The following is a 17,601-nucleotide window of genomic DNA, read 5'->3' as shown; positions in this document are numbered from 1 at the left end:
AGGCCGGTCAGAGCGACGACTGGAAGGCGGCCACCGGCTCTCCGCCACCTGCGAGCATCCTTGCCATGGCCGACTCCTGCGCGGACTCGGGCACCTCGTCCAGTGAGGTGTCGTGCAGGTCCCTGACCACGCTCGTGGCGAAGGGCTGCTCGTACCTGTCCATAGGCGTCGTCTCCTCGGGCGTACGGCTCCGGGCGGCACACCTCATAGTGACGGCCCGGTAACCGAACAGCAAGGCGATCGCAAGCCAAGTACCGCTGACCGGCGAGAAGTCGTCAGCCGACCGGCGAGGGGGCTCCTCGCGGAGCGCCCTCGCCGGGTCGTCGGCCGCGTGACCGCTCACGAGGAGCGGCCGGGGTCAGGCAGCCCCGTCCTTCGAGGAGACCACCGGTGCGGTGAGGTCGCCCTCCTCGGGGAGTTCCTCGACGTCGACGCCGCGGACCTGGGCCAACTCGTGCTTGAGCGCCGCGAGTTCGGTGCCGCCGGCCATGTGGTTGGTGAGTTCCTCGAGGCTGACCTGGTCGCGGGGGGCGGACATTTCGAGGGTGCCCAGACGCAGGACGCTGAAGTGGTCGCCGACCATGTAGGCGTGGTGGGGGTTGTGGGTGATGAAGATGACGCCCAGTCCGCGGTCGCGGGCGGCGGCGATGTACTTCAGCACCACACCGGACTGCTTCACACCCAGCGCGGCGGTGGGCTCGTCCAGGATGAGGACGCGGGCGCCGAAGTAGACGGCGCGGGCGATGGCCACGCACTGGCGCTGGCCGCCGGAGAGGGTGCCGATGGGCTGGTCGAGGTCGTCCAGGACGATGCCCATGTTGCGCAGTTCGGTGTCCGCGGTCTCCTTCATCCGGGCGATGTCCAGGCGGCGGACGGGCCAGGGGCCCTTGGTGAACTCCGAGCCGAGGAAGAAGTTGCGCCAGACCGGCATCAGCGGCACGGTCGCCAGGTCCTGGTAGACGGTGGCGATGCCGGCGTCGAGGGCCTCGCGCGGGGTGGTGAAGCGCACCGGCTTGCCGTCGACGAGGACCTCGCCCTCGGTGTGCTGGTGCAGGCCGGAGATGATTTTGATCAGGGTGGACTTGCCGGCGCCGTTGTCGCCCAGCACGCAGGTGACACGGCCGGGGTGGACGGCGAGGTCGACGCCGTGCAGGGCGCGGACGTTGCCGTAGGCCTTGCCGGTGTTGCGCAGCTCGACCACGGGGGCCTCGCCCGCGCCCGAAGGGGCGGGAGTGGCGGTGTCGTTGCTGGTGGTCATCGGGTGGTTCACCTCCGGGTGGCCTGGCTGCGGACCCACAGATTGACGAGGGCGGCGATCAGGAGCATCACGCCGAGGAAGGCCTTGAACCAGTCGGGGTTCCAGTTGGCGTAGACGATGCCCTGGGAGACCATGCCGAAGATGAAGGCACCGATCACCGGGCCGACCGCCGAGCCGTAGCCGCCGGTCAGCAGACAGCCGCCGATCACCGCGGCGATGATGTACAGGAACTCGTTGCCGACGCCCTCACCGGACTGCACCGTGTTGAACGAGAACAGCAGGTGCATGCCCACGAACCAGGCGCCCGCGCCGACCCCCATGAACAGGGCGACCTTGGTGAAGTTCACGGGCACGCCGACGGCCCGCGCACTGTCCTTGTTGCCGCCGACCGCGAAGATCCAGTTGCCGAACTTGGTGCGCAGCAGCAGCCAGGTCGCGATCGCCGCGAACGCCAGCCAGTAGAAGACCGTGATCTTGACGTTGACGTCGCCGATGCCGATCTCGGAGGCGAAGACGCTCTTGGCCTGGTCGAAGCCGTCCATGTCGCTGATGGAGTCGGACGCCACGTTGCCGGTGAAGATCTTCGTCACCGCCAGGTTCGAGCCCTGGAGGATCAGGAACGACCCGAGGGTGACGAGGAAGCTGGGCAGCCCGGTCCTGATCAGCAGCCAGCCGTTGAACGCGCCCACCGCCAGCGACGCGATCAGCGCGACGATCACGCCGGTCCACACGTTCACCGACAGCTGGAAGCTGAGGATCGCGGCGGTCAGGGCGGAGGTGGTGACCGCGACACCGGCGGACAGGTCGAACTCGCCGCCGATCATCAGCAGGGCCACCGGGATCGCCATGATGCCCATGACGGAGGCCTGGTAGAGCACGGTCGCCAGCGAACTGGCCTCCCGGAAGGACGGGGCCACCGAGAAGAAGAAGACGTACACCCCGATCGCGGCGATCAGCGCGCCGACCTCCGGGCGGGCCAGCAGCCGGCGTCCGAGCGAGCGCTGCACGGTGCGCCCGTCCTTCTGTGTGCCGGCCGGCGGAGCCGGCGGCGAGGAACTCGCCGCCGGTGCCGTTGCTTGGGTCATTCAGATCACCGGGTGCCCTTCGCGGCGAACTCGGCGATCGTGTCGACGTTCTCCTTGTCGACGAACGCGGGGCCGGTCAGCACCGCTTCCTCGCCACCGCCGCTGTAGTTGCCGTTGTTCTTGTAGAGCCACATCGAGTCCACGGCGAGGTAGCCCTGCAGATACGGCTGCTGGTCCACCGCGAACTGGATGTCACCGCTCTTGATCGAGTCCGTCAGCTCCTTGTTCAGGTCGAAGGTGGCGACCTTCGCCTTGCTGCCGGCGTCCGCGACCGACTGGACCGCGGTCAGGGCGTAGGGGGCACCGAGGGCGACCACGTAGTCGATGGCGGTGTCCTGCTTGAGCTTGGCACTGATGGTCGACTTCACGGACGGCATGTCGGTGCCGTTGACGTTGAGGACCTCGGTGTCGCCCTCGAAGGTCTTCTTCACGCCCGCACAGCGCTGCTCCAGGCCGACGTTGCCCTGCTCCTGCACGACACAGACGGCCTTCTTCGCGCCGGCCTCGTTCAGCCGCTTGCCGAACGCCTCGCCCGCCACGCTCTCGTCCTGCCCGAAGAACGACATCAGACCGAGGTTCTGCCAGTCGCTCAGACCGGAGTTGAGGCCGACGACCGGGATCCCCGCCTTCGTCGCCTTGGCCACGACGTCCTTCATCGCGTCGGGCTTGGCGAGGGTGATGGCGATGCCGTCGACCTTCTGGTCGATCGCGTTCTGCACCAGGTTGGCCTGGTTGCCGGCGTTCGGGTCCGCCGAGTAGATCAGCTCGATGTTGTCCTTGTCGGCCGCCGCCTGGGCGCCCTTGCGGACGATGTCCCAGAAGGTGTCCCCGGGGGCCTGGTGGGTGACCAGAGCGACCTTCATCCGGGGGGTGTCGGCCTTGCCCGCGGAGGCGTTCGACCCGCCCTCCTCGGCCTTCTTCCCGCCGGAGTCGCTGGAGCAGCCGGCTATCAGCAGCGCGGAAGCCGCGGCCATGGCGAAGAAGGGGGCCACTCTGCGTGAGCGGGAGTACGTGCGGTCCATCTTTCCTGCACCTCACTGTGCGACAGGGGGAAAGGGAACGGGACAGCGTCGGGCGGATTGCCCGCGCGGGCCCGGACGTTCGAAGTCCGGATCATTGTGCCGGTAGGCCGACTGCGCTGTTTCGTTGGGACGGGATACAAACCCCTGACGGACCCCGCTGTCAAGACTTTGTTAAGACATCATTTCACGAGCAGGTCAGGATGTCAGTACAAACTGTTGACACGGGGTCGGTTCGGGTCCTAAACATGGGATACATCCGGTCCCGGGCGTTCGCATCCCCGCGCGCGGCGGTCTCCGGTGGCCCGCATCCCCCACCCGAGGAGCGACGCGCATGCCCGAGCCCGCCGAATCCTTCGATCCGATCACCAGGGGTCGTATCGGAATCGATCCCTATCCGTTGCAGACCGGCGTCCCGGCGCGACCCCAATGGGGCTTCTCGCGCAATTCCCCGCGCCCCTGAAAAGCGGGGGCTGGTCACCCGCACCCGGCAACGCACCGCCCGAAGACCATCACCACCCCAACCCGCGAGGTCCCGATGCCCCAGTCCCCCACCCGCCGTCTGACCGTCGCCCAGGCGCTGGTGCGGTTCCTGTCCGCGCAGTACAGCGAGCGCGACGGGGTGCGCCATCGGCTGATCGCCGGGACCTGGGGCATCTTCGGCCACGGCAACGTGGCGGGCATCGGCCAGGCCCTCCTTGAGGCCGGGGAGGAGACGATGCCGTTCCACCAGGGCCGCAACGAGCAGTCCATGGTGCACGCGGCCGTCGGTCACGCCCGCCAGCTGAACCGGCTCTCCGCGCAGGCGGTCACCACCTCCATCGGCCCCGGCGCCACCAACCTGGTCACCGGCGCCGCCCTGGCCACCATCAACCGCCTGCCCGTACTCCTCCTCCCCGGCGACTACTTCGCGACCCGCACCGCCGACCCGCTGCTCCAGCAGCTGGAGCACCCGACCGAGGCCGACGTCTCGGTCAACGACACCCTGCGCCCGGTCTCCCGCTACTTCGACCGGATCACCCGCCCCGAGGCGCTGATCCCGGCCGCCCTGAACGCCATGCGCGTCCTCGCCGACCCGGTCGACACCGGCGCCGTCACCCTCGCCCTGCCGCAGGACGTCCAGGCGGAGGCGTACGACTGGCCGGAGGAGTTCTTCGCCGAGCGGGTGTGGCGCGTACGGCGTCCCGTGCCCGACCCGGTCGAGCTGGCGGAGGCGGTGCGGGCGATCCGCGCCGCGCGGCGGCCGCTGATCGTCGCGGGCGGCGGCGTCCACCACAGCGAGGCCGAGGAGGCGCTGAAGGCGCTGGCCGACGCCACGGGCATCCCGGTCGCGTCCACCCAGGCGGGCAAGGGCTCCCTGCGGTACGACCACCCCGCCGACCTCGGCGGCATCGGCCACACCGGCACGGCGGTCTGTGACGACATCGCCCGCACCGCCGACCTGATCGTCGGCGTCGGCACCCGGTACACCGACTTCACCACCGCCTCCCACACCCTCTTCCAGAGCCCGGACGTCCGTTTCGTCAACTTGAACATCGCCTCCTTCGACGCCCACAAGCTGGCCGCCCGGACGGTGGTCTGCGACGCGCGGGCCGGACTCACGGCGCTCACCGAGGCACTGGACGGGCACCGGGTGGACGAGGCGTACGAGGCGGAGTACCGGGCCGGCAAGGAGCGCTGGGAGCAGGTCGTCGAGGCCGCCTACCGCGCCGCCGACGAGCACGCCGTGCCCACCCAGACCCAGGTGCTCGGCGCCCTGGACGCGGTCGTCGGCGACGAGGACGTGGTCATCAACGCGGCCGGGTCCCTCCCCGGTGACTTGCACAAGCTGTGGCGGGCCCGCAGCCCCCGCCAGTACCACCTGGAGTACGGCTACTCCTGCATGGGCTACGAGATCCCCGCCGGGATCGGTGTCCAGCAGGCGGCGCCCGGCACGGCCGTCTGGTCCCTGGTCGGGGACGGCACGTATCTGATGATGCCGACGGAGATCGTGACGGCCGTCCAGGAGAACCTGCCGGTCAATCTGGTCCTCGTCCAGAACCACGGCTACGCCTCCATCGGCGGCCTCTCCGAGTCGGTCGGCGGCGAGCGCTTCGGCACCGCCTACCGCTACCGCGCCGCCGACGGCACCTTCTCCGGGGCGCCGCTCCCGGTGGACCTCGCCGCCAACGCGGCCAGCCTCGGCATGGACGTCATCCGCGCCAAGACCGTGAAGGAGCTGCGCGACGCGCTGGCGGCGGCCCGTTCCTCGGACCGGCCCACCTGTGTGTACGTCGAGACCGACCCGACGCCCACCGCTCCCCCGGCCGAGGCCTGGTGGGACGTCCCGGTCGCCCAGACCGCCTCCCGGCCGGCGGCCGTCGAGGCGCGCACGACGTACGACCGCGAGGTGGCCGACCAGCGCCGCCACCTCTGACGGCCGCCGCCGCACGGGCCGCGCTTGTAAGGACAATGCGATGACAGGGGTTCCTGTCATCCGGACGGACGGATACCCTCATGGGCGTGACCAGCGCGACTACGGGGAGTACAGGGAGTCTCGGCCTCAGTGTCGACCGGAGCAGCCCGGTGCCGCTGTACTACCAGCTGGCCCGGCAGCTGGAGTCGGCGATCGAGCACGGTGCGCTCGGCCCGGGCAGCCTCCTGGGCAACGAGATCGAGCTCGCCGGCCGTCTCGGCCTGTCCCGGCCGACCGTACGGCAGGCCATCCAGTCGCTCGTCGACAAGGGCCTGCTCGTACGCCGCCGGGGCGTGGGCACGCAGGTGGTGCACAGCCAGGTCAAACGGCCGCTGGAGCTGAGCAGCCTCTACGACGACCTGGAGTCGGCCGGGCAGCAGCCCACGACCAAGGTGCTGCTGAGCGAGTTCCGGCAGGCCTCGGCCGAGGTCGCGGCCGCCCTGGGCATCGCCGAGGGCGCCGACGTGCACCTCTTCGAACGGCTGCGCCTCACCCACGGGCAGCCTGTGGCGTTCCTCTCCAACTTCGTCCCGGCCGGGCTGCTGGACCTGGACACCGAGCGCCTGGAGTCGACGGGCCTGTACCGGATGATGCGCAACGCCGGCATCACCCTGCACAGCGCCCACCAGAGCGTCGGCGCCCGTATCGCCACGCCGGAAGAGGCGGACCGCCTCGGCGAGCCGGAGGGCGCCGCGCTCCTCACCATGCAGCGCACGGCGTACGACGACACCGGGCGCGCGGTCGAGTACGGCAGCCATGTCTACCGGGCCTCGCGCTACTCCTTCGACTTCCAGCTGCTCGTCCGCAACTGACGACCGGGCGGCGGGAGTTCGGGGCCGCCCGGCCGCCGGGGGCTCAGAGGTCCACCCACGCCCCGGACTCGGCCGAGCGGCTCATGGCGTCCAGCGCGGTGGCGCTGTGCACGGCGTCGGCGAGGGTGGTGCCGTGCGGGGTGCCCTCGGCGATGGAGGTCACGAAGTTGTACGCCTCGATCACCTTGAGGTCGTCGTAGCCCATGGCGTTGGCGGAGCCCGGCTGGAAGGCGGAGTACGAACCGTGGCCGGGGCCGACGTAGACGGTGTGGACGGACTGGTCCTGGTAGGCGTCGCCCTTGCTGACGCCCAGCTCGCCCATGCGGCGGAAGTCCCAGAAGAGCGCGCCCCCGGTCCCGTGGATCTCGAAGCCGTAGTTGTTCTGCTCGCCGACGGAGACGCGGCAGGCCTCCAGGACGCCCCGTGCGCCGGAGGCGAAGCGGAGCAGGCAGTTGACGTAGTCCTCGTTCTCGACGGGGCCGAGTTCGCCGCCGGAAGCACGGGTGTGGCCGGCCGTGGCGCCGGAGGGCCGGGCCCGCTCGGGGACGAAGATCGCGGTGTCGGCGGTGAGGGAGGCGATGTCGCCGAGCAGGAAGCGGGCCAGGTCCACGCCGTGCGAGGCGAGGTCGCCGAGGACGCCGCTGCCGCCGCGCTGCCGCTCGTACCGCCAGGTCAGGGCACCCTCGGGGTGGGCGGCGTAGTCGCTGAAGAGGCGGACGCGGACATGGGTGACCGTGCCGATTTCCCCGGCGGCGATCAGTTCGCGGGCGGCCTCCACGGCGGGCGCGTTGCGGTAGTTGAAGCCGACCGTGCCCTGGACGCCGGCCTTGTCGACCGCGTCGGCGACGGCGCGGGCGTCGGCGGCGGTGAGCCCGACGGGCTTCTCGATCCAGATGTGCTTGCCGGCCTCGGCCATGGCGACGCCGATCTCCCGGTGCAGGAAGTTCGGCGCGGTGATGCTGACCGCCTGGACGCGCGGGTCGGCGATCACCTCGTGCCAGTCCCGGGCGGTGGTGGCGAACCCGAACTGCCGGGCCGCCTCCTCGGCGCGGCCGGGGACGTCCTCGACGACGGTGACCAGCTCGGGCCGCAGGGCGAGTTGCGGGAAGTGGTGCGGCAGCCGGGCGTACGCCTGGGTGTGCACCCGTCCCATCCAGCCGAACCCCACGACGGCGACACCGAGCCCACTCACCATGACTGCCCTTCATTGGACCGTTCCAAAACCGTATGCCGCTCACACTGCGGGCAGGCCCCCGCACTGTCAAGCCCTTTGACACGGCCGCACCGCTGTGGAACGGTCCAGGCCATGAGACCCGGACCCCCGACCCCGACGATCCGTGACGTCGCCGAGCGGGCCGGTGTGTCCAAGTCACTGGTCTCGCTGGTGCTGCGCGGCTCGGCGCAGGTCCGCGAGGAGAAGCGGCGGGCGGTGCTGGCCGCCGTGGACGAGCTGGGGTACCGGCCGAACGCGGCCGCGCGCAGCCTGAGCGAGCGCCGGACCCGTACGGTCGGCGTGCTCCTCAACGACATGCGCAACCCCTGGTTCGTCGAGCTGCTCGACGGGCTCAACTCCCGGCTGCACGACAACGGTCTGCGCATGCTGCTGGCCGACGGCCACCTCAACCGGCGGCTCGGCGAGGACCTCACCCGCACCTTCACCGAGCTGCGCGTCGACGGGCTGATCGCGGTCGGCACCCTGCCGCCCTCCGAGGCGCTGCGCACGGCGGCCGGGCTCGTCCCGACGGTGGTGGCGGGCGCCCGCGAGCCCACGCTCCCCCAGGTGGACGTCGTCGCCGGCGACGACCAGCTCGGCGCCCGTCTCGCCACCGAGCACCTCATCGGTCTCGGGCACCGGCGCATCGCGCACATCGCGGGGGACGGTGTGGTCGGGGCGCTGCGCCGCCGCAGCTTCGAGACGGTGATGCGCGAGCACGGGCTGGGCGATCTGGCGACCGTCGAACGGGGCGACCTGACGGAGGAGGGCGGCTACCGGGCCACGGTCCGGCTGCTGAACCTGCCCGAACGCCCCACCGCCGTGGTGGCGTTCAACGACATGGCCTGTGTGGGCGCCCTGTCCGCCGCCGAGGAACTGGGGCTGAGGGTGCCGCGCGACCTGTCCCTCGTCGGCTACGACAACACCTATGTCTCCCGGCTGCGCCACCTCTGGCTCACCACCGTGGACAACGCCAGCCACGACGTGGGCCGCACCGCCGCGCAGTGCCTGCTGGACCGCATCGCCGATCCGGCCCGCCCCGCCAGGGTCGTCCTGACCACGCCGACGCTGGAGGTCCGGGGCACCACCGGCCCGCCGGGCGGGCCGTGAGGGTGTGGCGGGCCGTCAGCTCGGCGGCAGGCAGTGGTCGTCGGGCGCGACGCTCTGCCAGATGCGCCGCCCGATGTCCCGCAACTGCCGCTGCTGGGCCTTGGTGAGCGCGTCGAACACAAAGCGGCGTACGGCGTCGGCGTGGCCCGGCGCGCTCTCGACGACCTTGGCGTGTCCGGCGTCCGTGAGGACGGCCAGGGTGTAGCGCCCGTCGGAGGGGTCCGGCTCGCGGCGCACCCAGTCGCTCTTCTCCAGCCGCTTCACGAGGTGGGAGAGCCGGGACAGCGACGAACCGACGTGCCCGGCCAGGTCGCTCATGCGCAGGGTGCGCCCCTCGGTCTGCGACAGCATCGCCATCACCACGTACTCGACGTGACTGACGCCCGCGTCCCGCTGCAGTTCCGCGTCCAGCGCGCTCGGCAGTCTGACCATCACGCCGGCCAGCGCGTGCCAGGTCTCCATCTCCTCGTCGGTCAGCCAGGGGGACTGCTGCGGTGTCTCCATGGCGCCCACTCTACGTGCAGCCTCCACGAACCAAGCGCCACATGACTTGACGCTTCAAGTCGATCGACCCTACGTTGAACCCCCGACCATCTGTTGAATGTTCAAGTCATACTCAGCCCCTCCTCCATCGGAAGAAGCCCGCCATGAACGTCACCCTCTGGATCATCGCGAGCCTGCTCGCCGCCGCCTTCCTCGCCGCCGGCCTGATGAAGACCGCCCAGTCCAAGGAGAAGCTGGCGGCCTCCGGAATGACCTGGGTCGAGGCCTTCTCCCCGGGCATGGTGAAGACCATCGGCGCGCTGGAGGCCCTGGGCGCCATCGGGCTGATCCTTCCGGCCGTCCTCGACATAGCCACGGTGTTCGTGCCGCTCGCGGCGACCGGCCTCGCCGTCACGATGCTCGGCGCGGTCGTCTTCCACCTCCGCCGCGGCGAGACCAAGGAGACGGCACCGAGCCTGGTGCTGCTGATCCTGGCGGCCGTGGTGGCCTGGGGCCGGTTCGGACCGTACGCGTTCTGAGCCCTACCCGGCGTCAGGAACGGCCCCCGCCGTGAGCAGCACGGCCGCCGTCTCGGTGTGGAAGCCGGCAGCCGCCCAGTCGAGCGGGGAGCGGCCCGTGCCGTGGTCCTCGCGGAGGTCGGGATCGGCGCCGTGGGCGAGAAGTTCGCGCACCGCCTCGAGGTGTCCCCAGCACGCGGCGCCGCACAGCGGGGTGCCCTCCGCGCCGTGTCCGCTCTCGGTGTCGGGCGAGGCCCCGGCCACGAGCAGCAGGCGCACGGTGTCGGCGGCCCCGTGGACGGCGGCCGCGTACAGGGGCGTCGTCCCCTCGGCGTCCGTCGTCTCGGCGGGGGCTCCGGCCCGCAGCAACGCGGCGACGGCGGCGGTGTCGCCGACCGCCGCGGCCCACACCAGCCGGTGCGACAGTTTCTTCCGCCGCCGTCTGTTCACCGTCGCGCTCCCCCTTGGCAGGACGTCCGAGGCACGGGCCCGTCATGCGCGTCAGCCCGTCGTGCGGGGGTCAGCCCATCACACGCCCTCCCGCGCGGCGACCTCTTTTCCTCGTACGTCGACGGCCGTGAGCGCCAGCGCCAGCAGCCCCGGTACGAGGAACGCGAGCGGCAGCAGCATCCAGGCGCTCGCCGCGGCCGTCGCCACGGCGAGGACGACCAGGGCGCTGCCGCCCGGATCGCGTACCGTGTCCCGGGCCGCTGCCCGCACCGCCGCCGGCCAGTCCTCGACCGACTCGGGGCGGGCGCAGGCGCGCAGCCCGATCACGGCGGCGCAGGTGCCGACGGCGGCGGCGAGGAGGGCGAAGGCCCGGCCGCCGGGGAGTCCGGCACCGGCGAGCGCCAGATCGACCAGGGCGAGGGCCAGACCGGTGAGGGCCAGCAGCCCGGCGGCCAGGTCGCCGGGGCGCAGTCGCCGGCGCAGCGCCCCGAGGAACCGGGCGGCTGTCACCGGGCGGTCCTCCCGTACGCCCCGCAGGACCGCGCAGGCCGTGGAGAGCGCGGCGGGCAGGGTGACCAGTGGAAGGCTCACCATCACCACGGCGACACCGACGCTCAGCACGTCGGCGAACAGCGTCATGCGCGGGCCGAAGATCTCGCCCGGCTCCCGGTCGGTCCGCAGCGTGCTCACCCCTTGATCCCGGAGTTGGCCATGCCCTCCACCAGGAACCGCTGGAAGGCGAGGAAGAACAGCACGATCGGGAGGAGCGCGATGACGGACATGGCGAACATCGGGCCGAACGCCGAGGTGCTCGACGCGTCCACGAAGGACCTGAGGGCCAGCGTCAGCGTGAACTTCTCCGGCGAGAAGAGATAGATCAGCTGGGTGAAGAAGTCGTTCCAGGTCCAGATGAAGGTGAAGATCGCGGTGGTGATCAGGGCGGGCCGGGTGAGGGGCAGGATCACCGAGAAGAAGCTCCGGAACGGTCCGCAGCCGTCGATACGGGCCGCCTCCTCCAGCTCCCTCGGCAGTCCGCGCATGAACTGCACGATGAGGAAGACGAAGAAGGCCTCCGTGGCGAGGAACTTCGGCAGGATCAGCGGCCAGTAGGTGTTCACCATGCCGAGCTGGTTGAAGATGATGTACTGCGGGATCAGCACGGCGTGGTGCGGCAGCATGATCGTCGCGATCATGAAGGCGAACAGCGGTCCCCGGAACCGGAAGCGCAGCCGCGCGAAGGCGTACGCGGCCAGGGAGCAGGAGAGCACGTTCCCGACGACCGCGCCGCCGGCGATCAGCAGGGAGTTGCCGAGCAGCCGCCCCACCGACACGTCGTTGACGCCGTCGAGCGCGGTCTCGTAGTTGGACCACTCCAGCCGGCTCGGCAGCAGGTCGAGGCTGGCGATGACCTCGTTCGCGGGCTTCACGGAGGTCGCGAGGAGCCAGGCCAGCGGGTACAGCATGACGAGGAGCGCGGCCAGGCAGCCGGCGTGCAGGACCACCCGCCGCCAGGCAACGGGCCTGCGCGCTGCGGGAGTTGAGGGTGTGGTGGTGGTCATCGGTCCCCCTCGGAGGCGTAGAAGACCCAGGAGCGGGACGTGCGGAACAGGATCGCGGTGACCGCGCCGATGGCGAGCAGCAGGACCCAGGCCATGGCGGAGGCGTAGCCCATGTGGGAGGCGACGAAGCCCCGGTCGTAGAGGTAGAGGGTGTAGAAGAGGGTGGAGTCGGCGGGGCCGCCCTTGCCCGCGCTGATCGCGAAGGCCGGGGTGAAGACCTGGAAGGCCTGGATCGTCTGGAGGACCAGGTTGAAGAAGATCACGGGTGACAGCATCGGGACCGTGATCGACAGGAAGCGGCGCCAGGCGCCCGCGCCGTCCACCTCGGCGGCCTCGTACAACTCCCCCGGGATCTGCTGGAGTCCGGCGAGGAAGATGACCATCGGGGCGCCGAACTGCCACACCGTGAGCAGGGCCACGGCGAGCAGCGCCCAGCCGGGGCGGTTGACCCAGCCGCCGGTGCCGAGGAGGTGGTCGACGGTGCCGCCGTCGTTGAAGATCGCCCGCCAGACCAGGGCGATGGACATGGAGGCGCCGAGCAGGGAGGGCGCGTAGAAGGCCGAGCGGTAGAAACCGCGGCCGCGCTTCATGTTCTTCAGGGCCAGGGCGACCAGGAGGGCGAGGGCCAGTTGGAGCGGGACGGCGATGACGACGTACATCAGGGTCGTCACCACGGAGCGCCAGTAGCGCGGGTCCTCGGTGAACATCTGGGTGTAGTTGCGCAGGCCCACCCAGTTCGGGGCGTTGAAGAGGTCGTAGTCCGTGAAGGAGAGGTAGAGCGAGACGGCCATCGGGAGCAGGGTCAGGACGCAGGCCCCGAGCACCCAGGGGGAGAGGAACACCCAGGCCGCGCCCTCGCGCCGGCGGCGTCGGGCGGACCGGTCCGGCTGCTGAACTCCCTTGCCGCGTACGGTGGTCGGCAGTTGTGTGGTGGTCATGACCTCAGCTCCGCCTTCGCCTCGGTGAGGTAGTTCTCGGCCGCCTCGCGGGGGGACATCCGCTCGTAGGACACCTGGTCGTAGTCGCGCTGGAACGTGGTCTGCAGGGCGCTGTCGCCCGACGGGGGCGCCTGGGGCGGCGGGTCGAGCTTTCCTTCGACGGTGGCCTGGTAGTCGTAGATGGTCCTGTCGAAGTCCTTGAGGTCGGCCGCGATGTCCTCGCGGATCGACTCGTTGACGGGGATGCCCCGGGTGGCGCCGAGGATCTTCGCGGCCTCGTCGTCGTTGAGCAGGAAGTCGACGAGGCGGGTGGACTCCTCCGGGTGGCCGGAGTCGGCGGCCACGCCCATGAACATGGAGGGCTTGAAGTACTGGCCGGGCGTGCCGTCCTCCCCCGCCGGCATGGGGGCGAGGGAGATCCCGGTGGGGACGAGCGCGAGGTAACCGCTCGCGGGGGCGTCCCAGTTGACGTCCGAGGCGGCCGTGCCCCGGCCGAGCGGGGTGTTCTCGACCGTGCCGTCGAGCTGGGTGGTCTGCTCGGCGGGTGAGACGGCCCCCTCCCTGCGGAGCCGGTCGGTGAAGGTCCACCAGCGGGTGAGGTCGTCGGCGTCGAAGCCGAGTCGTCCGTCCTCGGTGTAGAGGGCCTTGCCCTGGCCGCGCAGCCAGATCTCGAAGGCGTCCTCGCTCTGGCCGGGGTCGGTGCCGCCGGGCTCCCCGGTCTTCTCGGCCACCGTCCGCATGGCGTCGGCCCATTCGCTCCAGGTCCAGCCCACACGGGGCGGTTCGAGACCGGCGGCCTTCCACTTCTCGGTGTCGTAGACCATGGTCTCGGTGCCCCGCCCCTGCGGTACGGCGTACTGCTTGCCGTCCACCTTGCCGGTGGCGAGCAGTCCCGGCTCGAACTCGGCGGTGTCCAGGGCCTGGCGCTGCTCGGCGAGGTCGAGGAGCACACCGCCGGAGGCGTACTGGTCGATCATCCGGTAGTCGAGCTGCATCACGTCCGGCGCGTCGCCGCCGGCGGCCTGGGTGGCGAGCTTCTGCTTGTAGGCCTCGTAGCCGGCGAAGGAGGTCTGAACGTCGATCCCCGGGTTCTTCCGCTCGAAGAGCTCGACGGCCGCCTGGGTTCTGGCGGCCCGGTCGGGGTTGCCCCACCAGGTGTAGCGCAGGACGACCTGCCCGCCGCCGCCCGAGCCGTCCGCTCCGGAGCAGCCGGTGAGCAGCGCGCAGAGCGCCAGTGCGGTGGCCGCCGCACGGGGCTTCCAGGACTCCCTTGTCCTGATTCGGGGCATGAGTGGGTCACCTCTTTCGCTAGAAAGCGCTTCCACCCCCCGTCCGTAGCGACCCTAGGGAAGGTCCGGATGTCACAACAAGCCCCCTGCACCACCTCCCCACAACCCCGTCGTGCCGCCGTGGTGGGGCTCGGTGCCCGGGCGCGGATGTTCACCGAGGCCCTGACGGGACCCTTCGCGGAACGGGTGGAGCTGGTCGGGCTCTGCGACCTGAACACACACCGCATGGCCGTACACAACGCCTGGATCGCCGCCGACCACCCAGGCCACGCGCCCGTATCGGCGTACGGGGCCGACGAGTTCGAGGGGATGCTGCGCCGCGAGCGGGTCGACCTGGTCGTGGTGTGCACGGTGGACCGGACCCACGACCACTACATCGTCCGCGCCCTGGAGGCGGGCTGCGACGTCGTCACCGAGAAGCCGATGACGACCGACGCCGAGCGCGCCCACCGCATCCTGGAGGCCCGGCGGCGGACCGGGCGCGAGGTCCGCGTCGCCTTCAACTACCGCTACAACCCGGTGCATTCGGCCGTACGGGAACTGCTCGCGAGCGGGGAGATCGGCGAGGTCGGCTCGGTGCACTTCGAGTGGCTGCTCGATCTGCGGCACGGCGCCGACTACTTCCGCCGCTGGCACCGCGACAAGGCGAACTCCGGCGGCCTCCTCGTCCACAAGTCGACCCACCACTTCGACCTGGTCAACTGGTGGCTCGGCACCCGCCCCGAGACCGTCTACGCCCAGGGCGGCCTCTTCTTCTACGGCGACGAGGCGGGCCGCCGCCGGGGCCTGGCCCGCGACTACACCCGCGCCCACGGCTCCCCGGCGGCCGAGTCCGACCCCTTCGCCCTGCGCCTGCGGGACTCCCCCGTCCTCACCGCGCTCTACCTGGACGCCGAGCGGGAGGACGGCTACCACCGCGACCGGAACGTCTTCGGTCCCGGCGTCAGCATCGAGGACGACATGGCGGTCCTCGTCCGCTACGCCTCCGGCGCCACCCTGACCTACCACCTCACCGCCTACTCCCCCTGGGAGGGCTACCGCATCGCCTTCAACGGCAGCGAGGGACGCGTCGAGCTGCTCGTGGAGGAGTCGACGTGGACGCGGCCCCTGGTACGGGTCACCGGCGCGAGCCCGGTCCTGCACGGCGCCGACGCGGGCGAGGCACCCGGCAGGACCCAGCTGCTCGTACGGCGCTTCTGGGAGCCGCCGCGCGAGGTGAAGGTGGAGACGGACGAGGGCGGGCACGGCGGCGGCGACGTCCGCATGCTGGCCGACCTGTTCGGGGAGCGCGTACCGGACGCGCTGGGCCGGGCGGCCGACGCCGTGGACGGGGCCCGGTCACTGGTGACCGGGCTGGCGGCGAACCGGTCGCTGGAGACGGGGATGCCGGTGACGGCGCGGGAGTTGCTGGACGTGTGAGCCGCCCTCGGCCTCCGCGCGCCGCCCCCGCGCTCACGCCGCGCGGATCACCAGACGAGGTCGAGGCGTTCCGGAGAGCGGTGGATCAACGTCGGCCGCATGGTGATCCGCTGGCCCTCCGCCAGCCGCAGCTCCGGGAGGCGGCTGGTCAACAGCTCCAGAGTCAGGCGGAGTTGTTCGCGGGCGAGTTGTGAGCCGGGGCAGGTGTGGGTGCCGAGGCCGAAGGAGAGGTGACGGCTGCCGGAGGGGCGGGCGATGTCGAAGTCGTCGGGGCGCGGATGGCGTGAGGCGTCGCGGTTGGCTCCGGCGAACGCTAGGAACACCGGTGTCCCGGCGGGGAGTTCGGTCCCGGCGAGGGTGACGGGGCGGGTGGTGACGCGACGGAAGCCCTGCAACGCGGTGTCGTAGCGGGCGGCTTCCTCGACGGCGGCCGGGACGCGCTCGGGTTCGGCGCAGAGCAGTTCCCACTGCCGGCGGTCGCGCAGCAGGTGCAGGACGGTGGTCCCGATGAGGGCCGTCGTGGTCAGGTGTCCGGCGATCAGCAGGTTCTGGAGGTGGGCGACGACCTGGTGGCGCTGGTCGAGCGTCAGCTCGCCGGTGCCCGGTCCGGCGACGGACGTGATGAGTTCGGTGCCCAGGTCCTCGCGCGGGTCCGCGCGCCGGGCGCGTACGAACGCGTCGAGCCGGTGGGCGGTGGCGACCACGTCCTCGGCCGCCGCGATCTGCTCGGCCTCCGTCATGGGCCGGAACAGCAACTGCTCGGCCCGGTGCCCGCCGTGCACCAGCGCCGGTACGTCGTCCGGGTCGAACCCGACGAGCCGCCCGATGACCTCCCCGGGCAGCCGCCCCGCGTACGCGGACATCAACTCGACGCGGCCGCCGTCGCCGTTCTTGACGAAGTCGTCGACCAGGGCGGCGGCCCGTTCCGCGGCGTACGGCAGGACGGCGGCCACCCTGGCGGGTGACATGCCCCGCACGATGGGGGCGCGCAACTCCTGATGCAGGGCGCCGTCGGCGGTGACGACGACGGGGCGACCGCCGAAGCCGCCGCCGAGCACGGCCAGGGCGGCGGGCGCGGGCATGACGTCGGGGCGCAGCGCGTTGGCCGAGGAGAAGTCCTCCGGGCGCCGCAGCACCTCCCGTACGTCGGCGTCCCGTGCCACCAGCCAGGAGTCCAGCTCGGGGACGTACGTCAGCCCTTCGGCCGCCCTGGCCCGCGCGTAGAGCGGATACGGGTCCCGCTGCAACTCGTCGAGTCTGCCGTGCAGTTCAGGATCCACGAGTGCACCTTCCGGCCAGGGGCGGGCGTGCGGTCGCGCTCATCGTGCCGTACGGCGCGGCGGGGCGGTAGGGGGTCTGCGGCGGGTGCGGCGGACGGGCCGGAGGGGCGAGGAGGACAGGCCGGGGCGGGCGCGGAGGACGGGCCGGGGGCGGGCCTCGGGGCGCCTGGACACGCGCCCCCGTACGCCGACCCCACCACCCGCCTCGTACGGAATTGTTCCCTTACTCTCACCCCGTGGTTCTCTTCCTCCTGGAACGTCTCTCCCGGCTCCCCGCAGACCGCGCCTGGCAGCTCCTCACCGACTGGCCCCGGCACGCGGACGTCGTGCCGCTGACCCGCGTCACCGTGCGCACTCCTCCGCCGACCGGCGAGGGCACGGAGTTCGTGGCCCGCAGCGGCGTCGGGCCGCTCGCCTTCGACGACCGGATGGAGGTCACCGTCTGGCAGCCACCGGGCGCCGGAACTCCCGGAAAGTGCCGGCTCGTCAAGCACGGTTCGTTCGTCACCGGTTGGGCCGAGATCGAGGTCCATCCGTACGGTGACGGCGGCTCCCGTACGGTCTGGCGCGAGGACCTGCGGGTGCGAGGGCTACCGGGGCTCTTCGACCGGCCGCTGGGAGGGCTGGCGCGGGTCATGTTCGGACGGGCGATGGACGGGCTGCTCGCGGCCGACGCCCGGCGCCCGGGCTGAGCCGCCGCCCTCAACAGGCCT

The 17,601-nt window shown here is 71.4% G+C and carries 18 protein-coding genes; 6 read left to right on the top strand and 12 right to left on the bottom strand.

Annotated features, from left to right (window positions below; translation table 11 throughout):
- Positions 1-7 precede the first annotated feature (7 nt).
- The 4 genes from fxsA to L3078_RS36255 form a co-directional block, all read right to left on the bottom strand.
- Complete coding sequence (gene fxsA, locus L3078_RS36270; RefSeq protein ID WP_005482117.1) at positions 8-163, bottom strand: FxSxx-COOH cyclophane-containing RiPP peptide; 156 nt, start codon at positions 161-163, stop codon at positions 8-10.
- Between the two features lie 195 nt (positions 164-358).
- Positions 359-1,258 (bottom strand): ATP-binding cassette domain-containing protein, encoded by a 900-nt coding sequence (locus tag L3078_RS36265; RefSeq protein ID WP_239758157.1) that lies wholly within the window; start codon positions 1,256-1,258, stop codon positions 359-361.
- An 8-nt stretch (positions 1,259-1,266) separates the two neighbouring features.
- A complete protein-coding gene (locus L3078_RS36260) occupies positions 1,267-2,343 on the bottom strand; it encodes an ABC transporter permease (protein ID WP_239758156.1) in 1,077 nt (358 codons plus the stop codon).
- 5 nt (positions 2,344-2,348) lie between these two features.
- The gene (locus tag L3078_RS36255) at positions 2,349-3,365 is read right to left on the bottom strand and encodes a sugar ABC transporter substrate-binding protein (RefSeq protein WP_239758155.1); all 1,017 of its coding nucleotides are present in this window, start codon (positions 3,363-3,365) and stop codon (positions 2,349-2,351) included.
- A 535-nt stretch (positions 3,366-3,900) separates the two neighbouring features.
- Here L3078_RS36255 and iolD point away from each other — a divergent pair.
- On the top strand, positions 3,901-5,778 hold the full coding sequence (gene iolD, locus L3078_RS36250) for a 3D-(3,5/4)-trihydroxycyclohexane-1,2-dione acylhydrolase (decyclizing) (protein ID WP_239758154.1): 1,878 nt from the start codon (positions 3,901-3,903) through the stop codon (positions 5,776-5,778).
- Positions 5,779-5,858: 80 nt separating this feature from the next.
- Positions 5,859-6,629: a GntR family transcriptional regulator gene (locus L3078_RS36245; protein ID WP_239758153.1), complete on the top strand. Its 771-nt coding sequence runs from the start codon at positions 5,859-5,861 to the stop codon at positions 6,627-6,629.
- A 43-nt stretch (positions 6,630-6,672) separates the two neighbouring features.
- On the opposite strand, the gene L3078_RS36240 is transcribed toward L3078_RS36245, so the two are convergent.
- On the bottom strand, positions 6,673-7,824 hold the full coding sequence (locus L3078_RS36240) for a Gfo/Idh/MocA family protein (RefSeq protein WP_239758152.1): 1,152 nt from the start codon (positions 7,822-7,824) through the stop codon (positions 6,673-6,675).
- 111 nt (positions 7,825-7,935) lie between these two features.
- Here L3078_RS36240 and L3078_RS36235 point away from each other — a divergent pair, with 111 nt between their 5' ends.
- Positions 7,936-8,952, top strand: coding sequence for a LacI family DNA-binding transcriptional regulator (locus L3078_RS36235; RefSeq protein ID WP_239758151.1), 1,017 nt, complete (start codon positions 7,936-7,938; stop codon positions 8,950-8,952).
- Positions 8,953-8,967: 15 nt separating this feature from the next.
- Here L3078_RS36235 and L3078_RS36230 read toward each other — a convergent pair whose 3' ends face one another.
- Positions 8,968-9,456 (bottom strand): MarR family winged helix-turn-helix transcriptional regulator, encoded by a 489-nt coding sequence (locus L3078_RS36230; RefSeq protein WP_239758150.1) that lies wholly within the window; start codon positions 9,454-9,456, stop codon positions 8,968-8,970.
- Between the two features lie 143 nt (positions 9,457-9,599).
- Between L3078_RS36230 and L3078_RS36225 the strand changes: the two genes are divergently transcribed.
- On the top strand, positions 9,600-9,974 hold the full coding sequence (locus tag L3078_RS36225; RefSeq protein ID WP_239758149.1) for a DoxX family protein: 375 nt from the start codon (positions 9,600-9,602) through the stop codon (positions 9,972-9,974).
- A 3-nt stretch (positions 9,975-9,977) separates the two neighbouring features.
- On the opposite strand, the gene L3078_RS36220 is transcribed toward L3078_RS36225, so the two are convergent.
- The 5 genes from L3078_RS36220 to L3078_RS36200 all read right to left on the bottom strand — a co-directional run bounded on the left by L3078_RS36220 (position 9,978) and on the right by L3078_RS36200 (position 14,189).
- Entirely contained in the window at positions 9,978-10,403 is a 426-nt protein-coding gene (locus L3078_RS36220) for an ankyrin repeat domain-containing protein (RefSeq protein WP_239758148.1), read from the bottom strand.
- Positions 10,404-10,481: 78 nt separating this feature from the next.
- Positions 10,482-11,093 carry a hypothetical protein gene (locus tag L3078_RS36215; protein WP_239758147.1) on the bottom strand — a complete coding sequence of 204 codons (612 nt, stop codon included), beginning with the start codon at positions 11,091-11,093 and terminating at the stop codon, positions 10,482-10,484.
- Entirely contained in the window at positions 11,090-11,962 is an 873-nt protein-coding gene (locus L3078_RS36210) for a carbohydrate ABC transporter permease (RefSeq protein WP_239758146.1), read from the bottom strand. The genes L3078_RS36215 and L3078_RS36210 overlap by 4 nt, the downstream gene beginning before the upstream one ends.
- On the bottom strand, positions 11,959-12,900 hold the full coding sequence (locus tag L3078_RS36205) for a carbohydrate ABC transporter permease (RefSeq protein ID WP_239758145.1): 942 nt from the start codon (positions 12,898-12,900) through the stop codon (positions 11,959-11,961). Before L3078_RS36205 ends, L3078_RS36210 begins: the two co-directional genes overlap by 4 nt.
- Positions 12,897-14,189, bottom strand: coding sequence for an ABC transporter substrate-binding protein (locus L3078_RS36200; RefSeq protein ID WP_239758144.1), 1,293 nt, complete (start codon positions 14,187-14,189; stop codon positions 12,897-12,899). Before L3078_RS36200 ends, L3078_RS36205 begins: the two co-directional genes overlap by 4 nt.
- 69 nt (positions 14,190-14,258) lie before the next feature.
- On the opposite strand from L3078_RS36200, the gene L3078_RS36195 reads away from it, so the two are divergent.
- A complete protein-coding gene (locus L3078_RS36195; RefSeq protein WP_239758143.1) occupies positions 14,259-15,608 on the top strand; it encodes a Gfo/Idh/MocA family protein in 1,350 nt (449 codons plus the stop codon).
- A 47-nt stretch (positions 15,609-15,655) separates the two neighbouring features.
- Here the strand turns inward: L3078_RS36195 and L3078_RS36190 are convergent, their stop codons facing one another.
- Entirely contained in the window at positions 15,656-16,888 is a 1,233-nt protein-coding gene (locus tag L3078_RS36190; RefSeq protein ID WP_239758142.1) for a cytochrome P450, read from the bottom strand.
- A gap of 236 nt (positions 16,889-17,124) precedes the next feature.
- Here L3078_RS36190 and L3078_RS36185 point away from each other — a divergent pair, with 236 nt between their 5' ends.
- Positions 17,125-17,580 (top strand): SRPBCC family protein, encoded by a 456-nt coding sequence (locus L3078_RS36185; RefSeq protein ID WP_239758141.1) that lies wholly within the window; start codon positions 17,125-17,127, stop codon positions 17,578-17,580.
- The last annotated feature ends 21 nt before the right edge of the window (positions 17,581-17,601 follow it).

It is taken from the genome of Streptomyces deccanensis, assembly GCF_022385335.1.
Taxonomy (GTDB): Bacteria; Actinomycetota; Actinomycetes; order Streptomycetales; family Streptomycetaceae; genus Streptomyces; species Streptomyces deccanensis.
This window is presented reverse-complemented; position numbering and strand designations above follow the sequence as displayed.